This window comes from Allofrancisella inopinata, assembly GCF_012222965.1.
GTDB classification, from domain to species: Bacteria; Pseudomonadota; Gammaproteobacteria; order Francisellales; family Francisellaceae; genus Francisella; species Francisella inopinata.
In genome coordinates this window covers 139,683-154,654 of record NZ_CP038241.1, presented here as the reverse complement: position 1 = coordinate 154,654, position 14,972 = coordinate 139,683, and the positions used below count along the sequence as shown (strand labels likewise).

Genomic DNA, 14,972 nt, shown 5'->3' with positions numbered 1-14,972 from the left:
TTATCAATATTAATTATGATAAAAAGAAATAATGAATACCTCAATACAACAAACTATGTTAAAAGATCAAAATAATTGGGAATCTAATGCTAGAAGCTATCCAAGAAAAAATCCTCTAGTGATAGAAAAAGCTCAAGGGATCTTCCTAACAGATATTGAAGGAAAAGTATATATTGATTGCTTAGCTGGAGCTGGCAGCATAGCCCTTGGACATAATGACTCTGAAATCACAGATGTCTTATCCTCGACTTTAAGTAAAAAAGTGCCAATACACACATTAGACTTACTTACTAAAGAAAAGCATACTTTTATGAATGATCTACTAAACACACTACCTAAATCTTACCATGGAAATACGAAAGTACAGTTTTGTAGCCCTAGTGGAGCTGATGCTGTTGAAGCCGCTATTAAACTATGTAAAACAGCAACAGGTAGAGAAACTATAATAGCTTTTCATGGTGCGTATCATGGCATGACACAAGGAACACTATCTTTAATGGGGAACTTGGGCCCAAAACAACATATTAATGGTCTAACTCCGTATGTGCATTTTTTACCTTATCCATATGCTTATCGCTGCCCTTTTGGACTAAAAGGTGAACAAAGCATTGATGTAAACATCCAAATGATTTCACGTTTATTGAAAGATCCAGAAAGTGGCATAAAAAAACCAGCTGCAATTATTTTAGAGCCAGTACAAGGCGAAGGTGGAGCTATACCGGCGCCATCTAAATGGTTAAAAGCTATAAGAGAAATTACTAAAGAGCTAGATATTCCTCTAATTGTTGATGAAGTTCAATGTGGTATAGGTAGAACAGGATACTTGTATGCCTTTGAAAAAGCTGGTATCGAGCCTGATGTAATAGTTTTATCAAAAGCTCTAGGAGGGGGCTTACCGATATCTGTAATTCTTTACAAAGAATACTTAGACACATGGAGTCCTGGAGCCCATACAGGAACTTTTAGAGGTAATGTGTTAGCTATGGTTGCCGGTAGCATTGTTTTAAAGAGAGTTAACAAACCTGAATTTCTAGAACACGTAAGGGTAGCTGGCAAATACCTACTTGATAAACTAAATGAATTAAAAAATAAATATAACATCATCGGAGATGTACGAGGTTCTGGCTTAATGATTGGTGTAGAAGTTGTAGATACAACATCTAAACCAGACATTATAGGAAGTTTTCCTGCAGATGGAGAAAAAGCCTTAAAGATCAAAAAAACCTGTTTCGATAAGGGGCTTATTATCGAATTAGGAGGACGCTTTGGAGCAACTCTTAGATTCCTACCTCCTCTTACTATAGAAATAAAGCAAATTGACCAAGTAATTAAAATATTAGAAAGCTCGATTAAGGAAAATATATGAGCCTAGATCTTGATAAATATTTCTTAAATAGCTCTGATGAAAGCATTAACACCTATAAGAGTAGCATACAAAAAGCTTTGAAAATAATCTCCAATAATTTAAAAAGAAATGAGATTTTTAGCACCAAAGCAGCAAAAGATTTAGAAAAAATAGCTAACCAGTTTGATATAGATGAATACCCTAATGATATTAGTATAGTTCTTGAAGAGCAGTTAAATGATATTTTTAAACATTCTTTAAACGTAAACTCTCCAAAGTCGATGGCTCATCTACACTGCCCCGTAATGGTACCATCACTAGTTGCTGAAACATTCATATCAGCTTTAAATCAATCTATGGATTCTTGGGATCAAAGCCCTATTGCCACATACATAGAGCAACACATTATTAACTGGTTAAGTTTATTAATCTATAATGATAATAATCTATCTGATGGGGTATTTACTAGTGGAGGAACACAATCGAACTTAATGGGTTTACTTTTAGCTAGAGATCATTTCTGCAAAAGTACTCTTAACCATAAAGTAGCAGATAAAGGTTTGCCAGATATTGCTAACAGATTTCGCGTTCTATGCACAGAAAAAACACACTTCTCTGTGCATAAGTCACTAGCCCTTTTAGGCTTAGGTAAAAACTGTATTGAGATTGTAAATACAGATGATAATTTACAACTAGATACACAAGACTTGACAATTAGAATAAGTACCCTAAAAACCCAAAACCTAATACCAATATGTATAGTTACTACTGTAGGAGATACTGATTTTGGATGTATTGATAATATTAAAAAGATAGCAGAAATTGCAAACGATAATAATATCTGGCTTCATGCTGATGCTGCTGTTGGAGGAGCTTTACTCTTGTCAGATAAGCACAAATATCGACTTGATGGTTTAGAATTAGTTGATTCAGTAACCGTTGATTTTCACAAACTCTTCTTTCAGCCTATCAGCTGTGGAGCTTTCTTTTGTAAAGATAAGTCAATATTAAAACTTCTTAGCTACCATGCTGACTACCTTAATCCAGATAAAGATGGTTTTGACACTATAAATCTAGTAGATAAATCGATTCAAACTACTAGAAGATTTGATGCTCTTAAACTCTCTATTGCCTTAAAATGTAGTGGAACAAAATTATTTTCAGAATGGATTAACCATATTATTGCAACAACAACTAAAAGTATCAAAACTGTTAGCGAAGATAAAAATCTACAATTAGCTTTCAAAGAAACTCAACATCTTAACAATAGTCTTAATACTATTGTTTTTAGATATTTTGATGAAAATTCAAACCAAGAAACACTAAATACAATTAATAGCAAAATTCATAAAGCCATCTTTCATAGTGGAAACTTTGCTATTGCACAAACAAAAGTAAATAGAAATACATACTTAAAGATTACCCTTGTCAATCCTATGGTTACATTGGAATTAGTAACTGAATGTCTTAATCAAATAAAACTATATGGCAATTTATTTAAAAATCAAATAGGAGTAAATAATGATGATTAAATATGCCAATGAAATAACCCTTAAAAATTTTCTTAACTGCTATTATCGAGAATATGATAATTATAAATTACATAAGACCTCTAATGGTAATTACTGCTTTAGCATAGAGCTGGATACTATTAAATCCAAGTTTGAGATTTCAGTAAAGGTCTCTCCAATTTTAAGATCACCGTCATGGCAGCTACCTTGCTATATCATTAAAGATGAAGGGAAATCAGAGCTAGACCCACTTGAGGCGGTATTTTTAATTACTAAAGAACTCGATAAGACTAATGATAATGAAATTATAAATAGAATATCAAATTCAACGGTAAACATAGCTAAGATATTACAAACTAGAAAATACAAACTAGATGAGGTTTTTGGCTATAAAAATCCTTTTATTACAAATGAGCAAAACCTTTTAAGAGGCCATAGATTACAACCCGATCCCAAAAGCAGAGAAGGTTTCTCAGATGCTGAATTTATTAAATACTCCCCCGAAACAAATGGAAAATTGCAACTTTATTATATGTATGTTGATAAAAGCGTTTTAGAAACACAATCTTTACTTGACAAAACTACAAATGAACTATTTCTAAATTTTTTAGCAGAAAATGACCTTCCTAAAAAGATAAATGAGAATTATGAACTTTTTATACTCCACCCATGGCAAGCCGCCTACCTAGCTAAACAAAGCGAAATTCAAGAATACAAATCAGACAATAAAATTATTGATATAGGTATTACTGGACCCTGGTTTTACCCAACAACATCTGTAAGAACCGTATACTCCCCTGAAGTTAATATTATGCTGAAATTTTCACTAAATATTGCTATCACAAACTCTGTAAGAGTAAATCTTGCTAAAGAGTGTAAAAGAAGCATATCTGTACATAAGCTCTATACAAACCACCTTAAGCCTATTTTAGACAATCTGTTTCCTTACTTTAACCTAATTACAGACCCAGCTTATTCAGCGATAAAGATAAATAACAAAATTTTTGACCCTAGTATATGTATTATTCGTAACGCTAACTTTAATCCACAAGATGATATAGCGTGTATTGCTAGCTTGACTGAACCAAACCCATTTAATGAAAGAACTCGTATCAGCTCATTAATTCAATATTTTAGTGTTCACAATAATTCTAACACCCATGATGCTGCTCTTTACTGGTTTGAAACATACCTTGGTGTAGCTATAGCTCCTATACTTTGGTTATATTCAAAATATGGAATTGCTTTAGAAGCCCATCAACAAAATTTACTGGTCAAATTAGAGCATGGTCTACCTGTCGAAAGTTTTTATCGAGATAGCCAAGGATACTATTACATAAAAGACCATAAAGGTTTAATTGAAGCTAATTTTGGTGATATTCAGGATCTCTGTGAAGGTTCTCAAGATTTCATAGATCATCATTTTTGTTATTATTTTATAGTTAACCAACTAATTTCTGTTATAGAAACAATAGTGAATACTGGCTTTATTAGTGAACTAGATCTAATAAAAATGACTATCAATTTCTTTGAAATTTTTCCAAGTAAATATCAAATTTGCGATAGGTTTATAAAAAAACTTCTAAGTGTGGATCAATTACCATTAAAAGCTAATCTTCTTACCAGACTAAATGGTCTTGATGAATTACAAGCTCCATTAACAAGGCAATCAATCTATGTTGATACAAAAAACCCATTTAAGGAAATTTATGAAAATTTATGATGTTATCGGAATAGGGATAGGACCATTTAACTTAGGGCTATCTGCTTTATTAAATGAAAAACCTATAAATAGTATTTTCTTTGAGAAAAAAGAAAGCTTTAGCTGGCATCCCGGTTTGATGATGGATTGGACAACATTACAAGTACCATTTCTTGCAGACTTAGTGACAATGGTTGACCCAACTAGTAATTTTAGCTTTCTAAATTATTTACATCAAAAAAGTCGTCTTTATAAATTCTACTTTAAAGAAAATTTCTTTATTCAAAGACAGGAATATAATGATTATTGCTTATGGGTAGCTGAAAACTGTCAATCATGTAAATTTGGTTATGAAGTTACAAATATAGAACACTCAAAAGTCTCAGGCAATGAAACTTGGAATGTCACTGTTAAAAACAGTAATGGTGAAGAGCAACAATATCTAGCAAAAAACATTGTATTAGGTCTAGGAACAAAACCTCACCTTCCATCTCATTTTTCTGACACAAAAAATGTCCACCACAGCAGTGAGTATCTTAATATAAAGGATCAAGTATTAAAAGACCAGCATATAACGTTAATAGGCTCTGGACAAAGTGCTGGTGAGATATTCTTAGATTTAATGAAATCAAAAAATGACTCTACTCAAATTAGCTGGGTAACAAGAAGTAAAGGATTTTTCCCTATGGAATACTCCAAACTTGGTTTAGAGCACTTCTCACCTGAATACATTGATTATTTTTATAATCTTCCAACAACTAAGAAACCTAATATTTTAATGGAACAAGATTTACTCTATAAAGGGATTAGTGCAGAAACCATATCTAATATTTATGAGGTTCTTTATCAAGAAACAGTTCAAAATAAAAATAAAGCGGAACTTATTTCAAATAGTGAGTTACATAATATAGATTGCAATACTGATAAACTTAACTGCTCTTTTTATCATAACCAACAAAATGAAGATTTCTTAATTAAGACAGACAGAGTTATTGCAGCAACTGGCTATAAATCAGATATTACTCACTCACTTGCAAATATAGAGAAATTTATTACCAAAGACGAAAATGGTAATCTACATATAACTAGAGATTATAAGTTAGTAACTCAAGACACGAATCTAAATATTTTCGTGCAAAATGCTGAAATGCACACTCATGGTGTAGGAACACCTGATTTAGGCTTAGGAGCATATAGAAATGCTGTAATAGCAAATAAATTACTGCAAAAAGAGATTTACAAAATTTCATCGAAAAATATCTTTTCTACATTTGGAGTACCAAAGAAATATTTAACTCAAAAATCCAGTATCAAAGCTGCATAAGCATGCAAAAATTAGGAGATAATTACTATGAATACTAAAATAAATTACTATAAATTAGCAAGCACACGACTTCTAGAAAAAATAATTTCTGAATTTAGTTATGAAGGAATTTTTGCTCCAGTTCAAAACGATGCTGATCAAGAAATCTATACCATAAAAATAACATCGGCTTTATATTATAAATTTAAAGCTACTAAAAGAATTTATGGTAATTTGATCGTTCACCAAGACTCTACCATAAGACACGAAAATGACTATTCAGAAGTTGCTGATGATGCTATAAGGTTTATTATAGATACTTTACCTATAACTAAAATCAATCCTGTAACAACTGCTCATTTTATAAAAGAATTAAATAATACTATATATGCAGATATTGCTATCTTACAAAAAGATAAGGTCTCTGCTAGTGAGATTTATAAGCTCCCTTATGCTTATATAGAAGGTAATATGACAGGACATCCTTGGTTTGTTATTAACAAAGGTCGCATTGGTTTTAATTCTTCTGATCATGCCAATTATGCTCCAGAGATGCAAAAAATAATAAATTTATCGTGGATTGCGGTAAATAAAGATCTAATAACTTTCTCATGTATCTCAAATCTAAGCTATTCAAAAATAACGCAAAAAGAGATACACCCCGATATTTTAGAAAGTTTTAATAAAACTATTATGACAAATAATAAAAATCCTGATGATTACTTTATTTTACCAGTTCATCCATGGCAATGGGAAAATGTCCTAAAACAACAATTTACCAAATACATAGCTGATGGTGAAATCATATTTATGGGTAAATCTAAAGATCAACATTTAGCTATGCAATCTATAAGGACTCTTTCAAACATATCTCACCCAGAAAAATACAGTATCAAGCTTCCTCTTAGTATACTAAATACAGCTGTTTATAGAGGATTACCTAAAAACCAAACCATCAATGCTCCGATGCTTACAGAATGGGTTAAAACGATAGCCAAAGAAGATAAATTTCTATCTACGTGTAACTTTATTTTATTAGGGGAATTAGCAAGTGCATACTGCAAGCATCCTTATTACTCAGATATATCAGAATCTCCTTACTACTTTACTGAGCAACTAGGAGCAATATGGCGAGAAAGCATTCACTCTAGGCTTAAAAATAATGAAAAAGCTTTAACTATGGCAGCTTTAACCCACGTTGACTCTGATAGTAAAAATGTACTATGTGAAATGATAAAAGAGTCTTCTCTTAATGTAAGTCAATGGTTAGAGATGTTTTTTGAAAATACTGTCCCTGCTTTGCTTCATTTTTTATATAAATATGGCATGGTGTTTTCACCACATGGTGAGAATAGTATATTGATTATTGAAAATAATCTTCCTGTTGGCCTAGCTATGAAAGATTTTGTTGACGATATCAATATATGTAAAAATCCAGTTGAAGAATTAGCCACATTACCACAAGAAGTAAAAGATGCTATCCCTCAAGTAGATGATGACTATTTACTGCAATTTATTCATACTGGTCTCTTTGTAGTTCATTACAGATACATATCAACAATACTTGCTGATAAGCTTAATTTTCCAGAATTATATTTCTACCAAAAACTACATGAATGCGTTGAGCGCTACCAAACTATTAACCCAGATTTAGAATCTCGTTTTAAACGTTTTAATTTATATAAAAAAAGCTTTGAAAAACTTTGCTTAAACAGATTAAGGATATTTGAGGTTGGATATGGTGATTATTCTTCTAGACCTAAAGTTATTTCGACAGGTCAACTTGAAAATCCTCTTTACCTAGGTAAACGTTTTAAAGAAATAAATACTCAAGAGTTCCAGCACAACAAAATATCATTTAGACATTTTTGCCTTGAGAAAGACTTAGACACTATTCATAAATGGATGAATAAACCACATGTGGCAAAATTCTGGAACCTTGATAAGCCTAAAGAACACCTAAAGAAACATTTTTGTAACATGTTATCAAACGCTAATCAAAATCTATTTATCTTGTCAATAGATGGTAGAGAGATTGCATATGCAGAAATTTATAATGCTAAAAAAGATCGTATTGCTGGGTATTTTCCTGCTAATGATAATGACTATGGTTGGCATCTTTTAATAGGCCCTGAAGATGCTATTGGCAGAGGATATTCAAAGCTACTTGTTGAAGCTCTTAGTAAATATTGCTTTTCTGAATTAGGCGCTGATAAGGTGGTTTTTGAACCTGATGTTAGAGTTATACCATTTCAGAAAATAGCACCTAAAATAGGCTATAAGAACCAAGGCCAAATAAACCTACCAGAAAAACAAGCTTATTTATTTACTTGCTCAAAAGACTCTTTTAATGTTGGGAAAGAATTATGATTGAATGTGATACAGCAACATGGCCCATTATAAATATGCATTTTGGTAGCTACCCAACTTATAATGATGCTCTTGATTGGCTTGATAATTGTAGTGAAATTCTTAAAAGGCAACAAAAGTTCTTGATAATCAGCACTTTCTCTGAAAACTATCAGTTTGAACATAAAGCTAGAATAAAGCAAGCAAAATGGTTTAAACAAGCAAAACCAGAGCTTGCCAAATGGTGCCTTGGTATGATTAGAGTTACTCAAGACCCTATTATGATAAAAAAGATCAATACTCCCGCTATGGATAAAGGCATGCCTTTTAATTGTATAGCAGTCAAAGATATCTCTTCTGCAAAAGAAAAAGCTTATCAAATACTTGAAGAGGGTAACTTAATATGAAAAAACAAAGTTTTGATCTTATAGTATTATACCTAGCTCAAGCTGTTTCTTTATATTTTTGTACTTTTGGGTTACCTACCATTTTAAGGTCTGAAGGAGTTTCTTTAGAAAAAATTGGGCTTTTCAGTATCTTATTATTACCATGGGTTATAAAGTTTTTATGGGCTCCATTTGTAGATAGAAAATACATACATAAAATAGGTAGAAGAAAAAGTTGGTTTTTAACAATGCAATTTTTTACTATATTACTATTTCTAATATTTTTCATTTATAATCCTAAAGTTTATACAAACTACATTTTTTTATTTGCTTTTGTACTGTCGACTATTGCAGCAACTCAAGATATTGCTGTTGATGGATTTGCAATTGAACAAACTAAAGCTAAAAACTTACAATGGAGTAATTTCTATAGAGTAATTGGCACAACCTTAGGTAGTACGGTAGGAGGTGCTGCTTTAATTGCTCTATATAATATACTTGATTGGCATAAGATAACCTTGTGTCTAGCTACCTTAAGCGTAGGCATTTGCTTATATATGCTCTCTATCAAAGAGAAAAATGAAAATATCCAATATCAACATAGTATACCATCTATAAAATCTTTTTTTAAAAGGCAAGAAACGAGAACTCTTCTAATAATTTGCCTAAGCTACAGAGCCTGTGAAGGACTGGTAATGGGTATGCAATCAGCTTTTTTGGTAGATTCTCATATTCCTTTGAGCACAATAGGTATGGTAATGGGAACTGGTAGCGCTATTATAGGAATCTTTGGTGCTGCTATAATTAGCTATCTATTTAATTTTTATAAGGAAACAGCATTATTAACTTTATTAGCTATAATACGCGGTTTTTGCTATTTTTCTCTTGGTTTTATTAGCTTTAGTGGAATCGGCAACTCTACAATAATATTTAGTATAGTCTTACTGAATATGGCTTCACGCCTTATGGAGATGATAGTTCTATATACTATATTTATGAAGTTTAGTTCAAAAAACCAAGCTGGAACAGACTTTACGATCTTAATTTGTTTTGAACTTCTGATATATATATTAGGGATGTCTGTAAGTGGCTTTTTAGCTGCAAATATAGGTTATAGCATGCTTTTCACGTTAGGTGGAGCTATTTCTATCCCAGGTTTTTTAATAGCTTATTTCTTTTTAAAGAAACTAAATAATGAAAAAACCTTACATAGCATTTAAAATAATTTTTAACGCTCTTCTAAGTGGTTCTGCAGCACCCCATAGTAGCTGATCTCCAACAGTAAAAAGCTGTATATGCTTATCTGATAAGTTTGTCTTTTTGAGTCTTCCTACGGCTATATCTAAGCTATTGGTTACAGCTAGAGGTGTTAAATATTCAGCTGTTGCTTGTGGTGTATTTTCTATTAGCTTAACCCAAGGATTAGCAGATGAAATAATATCTTCTAAAGCTTCTATAGAACATTCCCTTTCCAGCTCAATTGTAAGAGCCTGACTATGCGCTCTAAAAACTGGTACTCGTACACAAATGCCATCTACCAATATAGGTGGTTTATCTCTATTGAGAACCTTATTTAATTCGGCTTGAGCCTTCCATTCTTCTCTACTTTGACCATTAGCCAGTCTTGAATCAATAAAAGGAATTAAGTTAAATGCTATAGGAGCTAAATATTCTGAACAAGGAAACCCTTTTTGGTTAATAGTTTCATAAAAAGATAATTCTTTTTGATCTTTAATACTTTTAATTATCAAGTTACTTTGCTGGATCAACTCATTAATAGCTTTCGCTCCAGATCCTGATACAGCTTGATAACTCATACTTGATATAGACCTAATCAAATTAGATTTAATTAATCCATGAATTCCTAACATCATTAAACTTACAGTGCAATTTCCGCCGATAAAATTTTTTATCCCTTGTTCTAGAGACTCATAAATAACTTCTGAATTTACAGGATCCAAAACTATTGTACTATCCTCATCCATACGTTTCTCAGAAGCTGCATCCAACCAAAAACCTTGCCAACCTTTTTGATTTAATTTATGCAATATTTTTTGGGTATACTCACTGCCTTGGCAAGTTACAATAATATCCATATCTAAGAGTTTAACTAGATCATAAGCATCCTCTATAGTTTTAGCAAGGTTATTAATCTCTGGGGCTTTTTGACCATATAAACTAGTGCTAAAAAATACAGACTTTATACAATTAAAATCACCTTCTTCTAACATTCTTCTTACAAGAGTTGAGCCTACCATACCACGCCAACCAATAAATCCTACCTGTTTCACAGAAACCCTTTTTTAAAAAAATATCCAACCATTATACAATAATGATAATCATTATTAAATAATATCAAAGGAATTTTAACAACCGATATTAATTACTAATAATGAATAATAGTAAGTTTAAAATTATAATTATAATACAGAAAAGATTATTTACTAATTATTAATAGGAGAGAGATGTTATGTTGGTTTTAACTAGTGCAGGTGGTGCTTGTATAGATACCATTGGAAATTTAAGATGTACACAATACTCTTGTGTAAGACAGGGAGGTAAAGAAACACGTCAAGTAAGACGATATGAAGGGAATATTGACGGTAAAACAGTAGATGTTGGAATATTTAAATACAACACTATTGAATTCATATTTAAATGGGAAAGAGAATTTAATATTAAACGATTAATTGACTTCTCTGGATTAAAAGGAATTACCATAAGTGCTCACGGTACCCAAGCAGGAGATTATTTACCAGGAGGTCATGTAGATCCTTTCTCACCACCTCCAGGGTCATGGGATATATTCTTTAGCCAACCATATGGTAGTATTTTAAATGCTCCAGATAGTTACGAACGCCTGAAAGAACGGGTTTTCGGTAAATGGTCTCGTGATAGTGAAGGAAAAAACTCCTGCGTCATGTATATGGGGTGTAATAAAGAGCTTGAACTTAATAGTCTGCGTGAAAATAAGAAAATTACTTATAGTGGTGATAAGGTTCAAAAAAACCTCCAAAAGTTCGTAACTGGAACAGCAACGTTTGATGATAAAATTATGAATGCTTCTCTATCCCCGTGGATTTCATCTGACTTGAAAAAAGATGAACAAGAAAGACGGTATTCTATTGCCTTCACACAAGTACAATATGCTTTAGGTTTGGGTGTCGTCCACATCTTTAAAGAGAACAGAAGTATATTATGGGTTGAAATGCCTAAACTATCTGATGTTCTAATGTTTATATCTAAGTATAATTTGCCACGTAGAGTAGAACTAAGTTTCTGTCGCGGCCTCAAAGGATGTGATGTGTTTGGTTTGTTTGGTCAATACAATGAAGCTGTATGGAAAATCCAAAATAATGAAGGATATTCTATTACCCAAGCATTACAACTGCACGATAGTCAAGGCAATGCTAATAATATTAAGCGTATCCATGAAAGCTATAATGTCAATAGGGTTTCTTTAGCCACATTTAACAAAAATATTAAAAGAGTTCAAATACAAAATGAAAACAAGCCTCAAATAATAGAACAACTTAAAAACTTTGTTAATAATATAGGTGATATGGCTAATGTTTTTATGAAGAATAAGATGAAGAGCCAAAACTCTAAAGGTGAGGAGCTCATCGATTTTAGAGAAATCCCCTTTATAGTAGAAGATATTAGTAGGAGCTCCACTAATATGAAAAATCTTGAAGATTTTGAAAATCCATTTAGCTCAGAGGATGAAATAAAACAACAGCAACAAATGTATCAAAAGGATCGTAGCTTAAGTCCACCGCCTAGAAATGCTATTACCCCTCAACAGCAGCAACAGAAAGGATTTATTAATACGCAAAGAGGTTTTTATAATGAAACTAATCGTAGCTTAAGTCCACCGCCTAGAAATGCTATTACCCCTCAACAGCAGCAACAGAAAGGATTTGTTAATACGCAAAGAGGTTTTTATAATGAAACTAATCGTAGCTTAAGTCCACCGCCTAGAAATGCTATTACCCCTCAACAGCAGCAACAGAAAGGATTTGTTACTACACGAGATGGTAGGTTTATAATGCCTCAGCAACAAATGCAGCAAAGAGGAATGGATGATCGTAGTTTAAGTCCACCGCAGAGAAATGGGTTCTGTCGCAAACTGGTAGATTAGTTACAATTTTTCTAGAATCATTATTCTCTAGATACAATTATCCTGCTATTGCATAAAATTGATCCCAAAGCTACCAGCATTAATCTGCTGACCTTTTTTGATCATATTTACTAACTCATATCCAGCTATAGTAGATTCCATAGAGTCCCATGACTTAAACCCTAACATGGGTCGAGTTAATCTTTTTATATTTCTATGATCTTGCTCTATGAGATTGTTTAAATACTTATTTTGTCTAATTTCTATACCATGAGTATACCAAATACCGAACAAAAATAGGAAGATATTGATAGTTAGTAATGCAGCTTCATTAGCTCCAGATTTATCTATATTCACTTTCTCTGGTAAGCCATGTTTACCAATGGTTTTCTTGAAGAACTTGCGAGCTGCTTTCTCATCTCTTTTAGCAGACAACATAAACTCTAGAGTATCGCCATTCTTATCTAATGCTCTATATAAGTATACCCATTGACCCTTATATTTGATGTATGTTTCATCCATTTTCCAACTAATGTAACTCCCATATTTACGAAACGCTTTACTGAAGCAAGCTTCAAGCTCTTTTGCATATCTAGTAACCCAGCGGTTGATGGTGCTATGATCTACATTTACTCTTCGTTCTTTCATTAATTCTTCTACATGCCTATAGCTCAACGGATAAGATAAATACCAACGGATGGCTTGCAGTATTAATAGTTTTCCAAAATGTCTGCCTGTAAAATCTAACATCTAAAAATTGAGGAAATATTTGTGATAAAATTATACTATAAATTTACACAACTACCAGTTTGCGACAGAACCCAGATTTCACCTATTTATTTAATTCTTCTTGAACGATTTGATTAACTTGCTTAGGGTTTGCTTTGCCTTTACTAGCTTTCATAGCCTGACCGACAAAAAAACTCATAAGTTTAGTTTTACCAGCTTTAAAATCATCAGCCTGCTCTGGATTTGCTTTGATTATCTCCCGCACCAATTCACGGATTGCCCCCTCATCAGAAACTTGTTTTAATCCAAGCTCTGCTATTATCTCATTTATACTCCTAGGGCTCTCAACGTAACTAGACATTACCTGCTTAGCAGACTTTTGAGAAATAATATCTTTCTGTACAGATTCTATAATTTGACCTAAAACACCAGCAGGCAAAACCTCTGCATTAAACTCTTTTTCCAGTTTATTTAATATAGATATCAAATCAACTGTCAACCAGTTATATGCAAGCTTATAATCAAACTTTTGGATAAGCTTATCATAGTAGTCCGCCAGCTCCAAATTAGAAAGTAAAAACTCGACCTCTTGGTCCCCTAAATGCTTACGGTACAACTCTTCACGCTGCTCAGGTTTTAAAGGCATCTGACTTTTTATTTCTTCGATATACTCATCTGTTATCTTTAGTGGTAATAAATCAGGATCCGGAAAATAACGATAATCAAAAGCATCTTCTTTTGCACGCATAGAACGAGTTTCATTAGCATCAGCATCATAAAGTCTAGTTTCTTGAATAACTTCTCTACCTGACTCCAACACTGCTACTTGACGAGCATATTCATACTCAATAGCTTTATCAATAAACCTAAAGGAGTTTATGTTTTTTAACTCTGCTCGAGTACCAAATTTTGCTTGACCTTGTGGTCTAATAGAAAGGTTAACATCGCATCTAAATGATCCTTCCTGCATATTACCATCACAGATATTCAAATGCTTAACCAATTGATGTAATTTTTTTAGATATACTACAACCTCTTCAGCTGACCTAAAATCTGGATACGTTACTATTTCTAAAAGAGGTGTGCCTGCACGGTTATAGTCTAACCCTGTTTCACCAGCTACATAACCATGTATAGATTTACCGGCATCCTCTTCAATATGAGCTCTTTCTATACGGATAACTTTGTCACCTTTTGACGTTTGAATATCAAGTTTGCCATCTTGTACTATAGGATTAGTGGATTGACTAATCTGATAGCCTTTAGGAAGGTCTGGATAAAAATAATTTTTACGCGCAAAAAAGCTATCTTTTGAAATCTTTGCATCAACTGCTAAACCAAAAATTATCGCTTTACGAATAGCTTCTTTATTAACCACAGGTAAAGTTCCTGGCAATCCTAAATCTAAAAATGAAGCTTGTGAATTTTGATGCTGCCCATATTTCGTTGCAGACGATGAAAATAGCTTAGATTTAGTATTTAATTGAATATGGACTTCTAGTCCTATTACCATTTCCCAATTCACAA

11 protein-coding genes are annotated in these 14,972 nt (G+C 32.5%); 8 read left to right on the top strand and 3 right to left on the bottom strand.

Features of this window, described 5'->3' with window-relative positions; translation table 11 throughout:
- Positions 1 to 31 precede the first annotated feature (31 nt).
- The 7 genes from E4K63_RS00675 to E4K63_RS00645 are packed head-to-tail and all read left to right on the top strand — an operon-like array spanning position 32 to position 9,816.
- The gene (locus E4K63_RS00675; RefSeq protein ID WP_133942261.1) at positions 32 to 1,366 is read left to right on the top strand and encodes a diaminobutyrate--2-oxoglutarate transaminase family protein; all 1,335 of its coding nucleotides are present in this window, start codon (positions 32 to 34) and stop codon (positions 1,364 to 1,366) included.
- Positions 1,363 to 2,877, top strand: a complete 1,515-nt coding sequence (locus E4K63_RS00670) for a pyridoxal phosphate-dependent decarboxylase family protein (protein ID WP_133942260.1) — start codon at positions 1,363 to 1,365, stop codon at positions 2,875 to 2,877. The genes E4K63_RS00675 and E4K63_RS00670 overlap by 4 nt, the downstream gene beginning before the upstream one ends.
- On the top strand, positions 2,867 to 4,579 hold the full coding sequence (locus E4K63_RS00665; RefSeq protein WP_243830501.1) for an IucA/IucC family protein: 1,713 nt from the start codon (positions 2,867 to 2,869) through the stop codon (positions 4,577 to 4,579). The genes E4K63_RS00670 and E4K63_RS00665 overlap by 11 nt, the downstream gene beginning before the upstream one ends.
- A complete protein-coding gene (locus E4K63_RS00660; protein WP_133942259.1) occupies positions 4,566 to 5,882 on the top strand; it encodes a lysine N(6)-hydroxylase/L-ornithine N(5)-oxygenase family protein in 1,317 nt (438 codons plus the stop codon). Before E4K63_RS00665 ends, E4K63_RS00660 begins: the two co-directional genes overlap by 14 nt.
- 27 nt (positions 5,883 to 5,909) lie before the next feature.
- A complete protein-coding gene (locus tag E4K63_RS00655; protein ID WP_133942258.1) occupies positions 5,910 to 8,231 on the top strand; it encodes a GNAT family N-acetyltransferase in 2,322 nt (773 codons plus the stop codon).
- Complete coding sequence (locus E4K63_RS00650; RefSeq protein ID WP_133942257.1) at positions 8,228 to 8,617, top strand: hypothetical protein; 390 nt, start codon at positions 8,228 to 8,230, stop codon at positions 8,615 to 8,617. The genes E4K63_RS00655 and E4K63_RS00650 overlap by 4 nt, the downstream gene beginning before the upstream one ends.
- Positions 8,614 to 9,816, top strand: coding sequence for an MFS transporter (locus E4K63_RS00645; RefSeq protein ID WP_133942256.1), 1,203 nt, complete (start codon positions 8,614 to 8,616; stop codon positions 9,814 to 9,816). The genes E4K63_RS00650 and E4K63_RS00645 overlap by 4 nt, the downstream gene beginning before the upstream one ends.
- Here E4K63_RS00645 and asd read toward each other — a convergent pair.
- Entirely contained in the window at positions 9,802 to 10,887 is a 1,086-nt protein-coding gene (gene asd / locus E4K63_RS00640) for an aspartate-semialdehyde dehydrogenase (protein ID WP_133942255.1), read from the bottom strand. The two genes, E4K63_RS00645 and asd, sit on opposite strands and share 15 nt — an antisense overlap.
- A gap of 179 nt (positions 10,888 to 11,066) precedes the next feature.
- On the opposite strand from asd, the gene E4K63_RS00635 reads away from it, so the two are divergent.
- Positions 11,067 to 12,737, top strand: coding sequence for a hypothetical protein (locus E4K63_RS00635; RefSeq protein WP_179965677.1), 1,671 nt, complete (start codon positions 11,067 to 11,069; stop codon positions 12,735 to 12,737).
- Positions 12,738 to 12,782: 45 nt separating this feature from the next.
- On the opposite strand, the gene E4K63_RS00630 is transcribed toward E4K63_RS00635, so the two are convergent.
- Positions 12,783 to 13,466 (bottom strand): IS6 family transposase, encoded by a 684-nt coding sequence (locus tag E4K63_RS00630; RefSeq protein ID WP_133942253.1) that lies wholly within the window; start codon positions 13,464 to 13,466, stop codon positions 12,783 to 12,785.
- Between the two features lie 82 nt (positions 13,467 to 13,548).
- The gene (gene gatB / locus E4K63_RS00625; protein WP_133942252.1) at positions 13,549 to 14,970 is read right to left on the bottom strand and encodes an Asp-tRNA(Asn)/Glu-tRNA(Gln) amidotransferase subunit GatB; all 1,422 of its coding nucleotides are present in this window, start codon (positions 14,968 to 14,970) and stop codon (positions 13,549 to 13,551) included.
- Positions 14,971 to 14,972 lie beyond the last annotated feature (2 nt).

Coding starts and splice junctions, on each gene's coding strand:
- E4K63_RS00675 (WP_133942261.1), top strand. CDS start 32: ATGAATACCTCAATACAACAAACTATGTTAAAAGATCAAAATAATTGG.
- E4K63_RS00670 (WP_133942260.1), top strand. CDS start 1,363: ATGAGCCTAGATCTTGATAAATATTTCTTAAATAGCTCTGATGAAAGC.
- E4K63_RS00665 (WP_243830501.1), top strand. CDS start 2,867: ATGATGATTAAATATGCCAATGAAATAACCCTTAAAAATTTTCTTAAC.
- E4K63_RS00660 (WP_133942259.1), top strand. CDS start 4,566: ATGAAAATTTATGATGTTATCGGAATAGGGATAGGACCATTTAACTTA.
- E4K63_RS00655 (WP_133942258.1), top strand. CDS start 5,910: ATGAATACTAAAATAAATTACTATAAATTAGCAAGCACACGACTTCTA.
- E4K63_RS00650 (WP_133942257.1), top strand. CDS start 8,228: ATGATTGAATGTGATACAGCAACATGGCCCATTATAAATATGCATTTT.
- E4K63_RS00645 (WP_133942256.1), top strand. CDS start 8,614: ATGAAAAAACAAAGTTTTGATCTTATAGTATTATACCTAGCTCAAGCT.
- E4K63_RS00635 (WP_179965677.1), top strand. CDS start 11,067: ATGTTGGTTTTAACTAGTGCAGGTGGTGCTTGTATAGATACCATTGGA.
- E4K63_RS00630 (WP_133942253.1), bottom strand. CDS start 13,466: ATGTTAGATTTTACAGGCAGACATTTTGGAAAACTATTAATACTGCAA.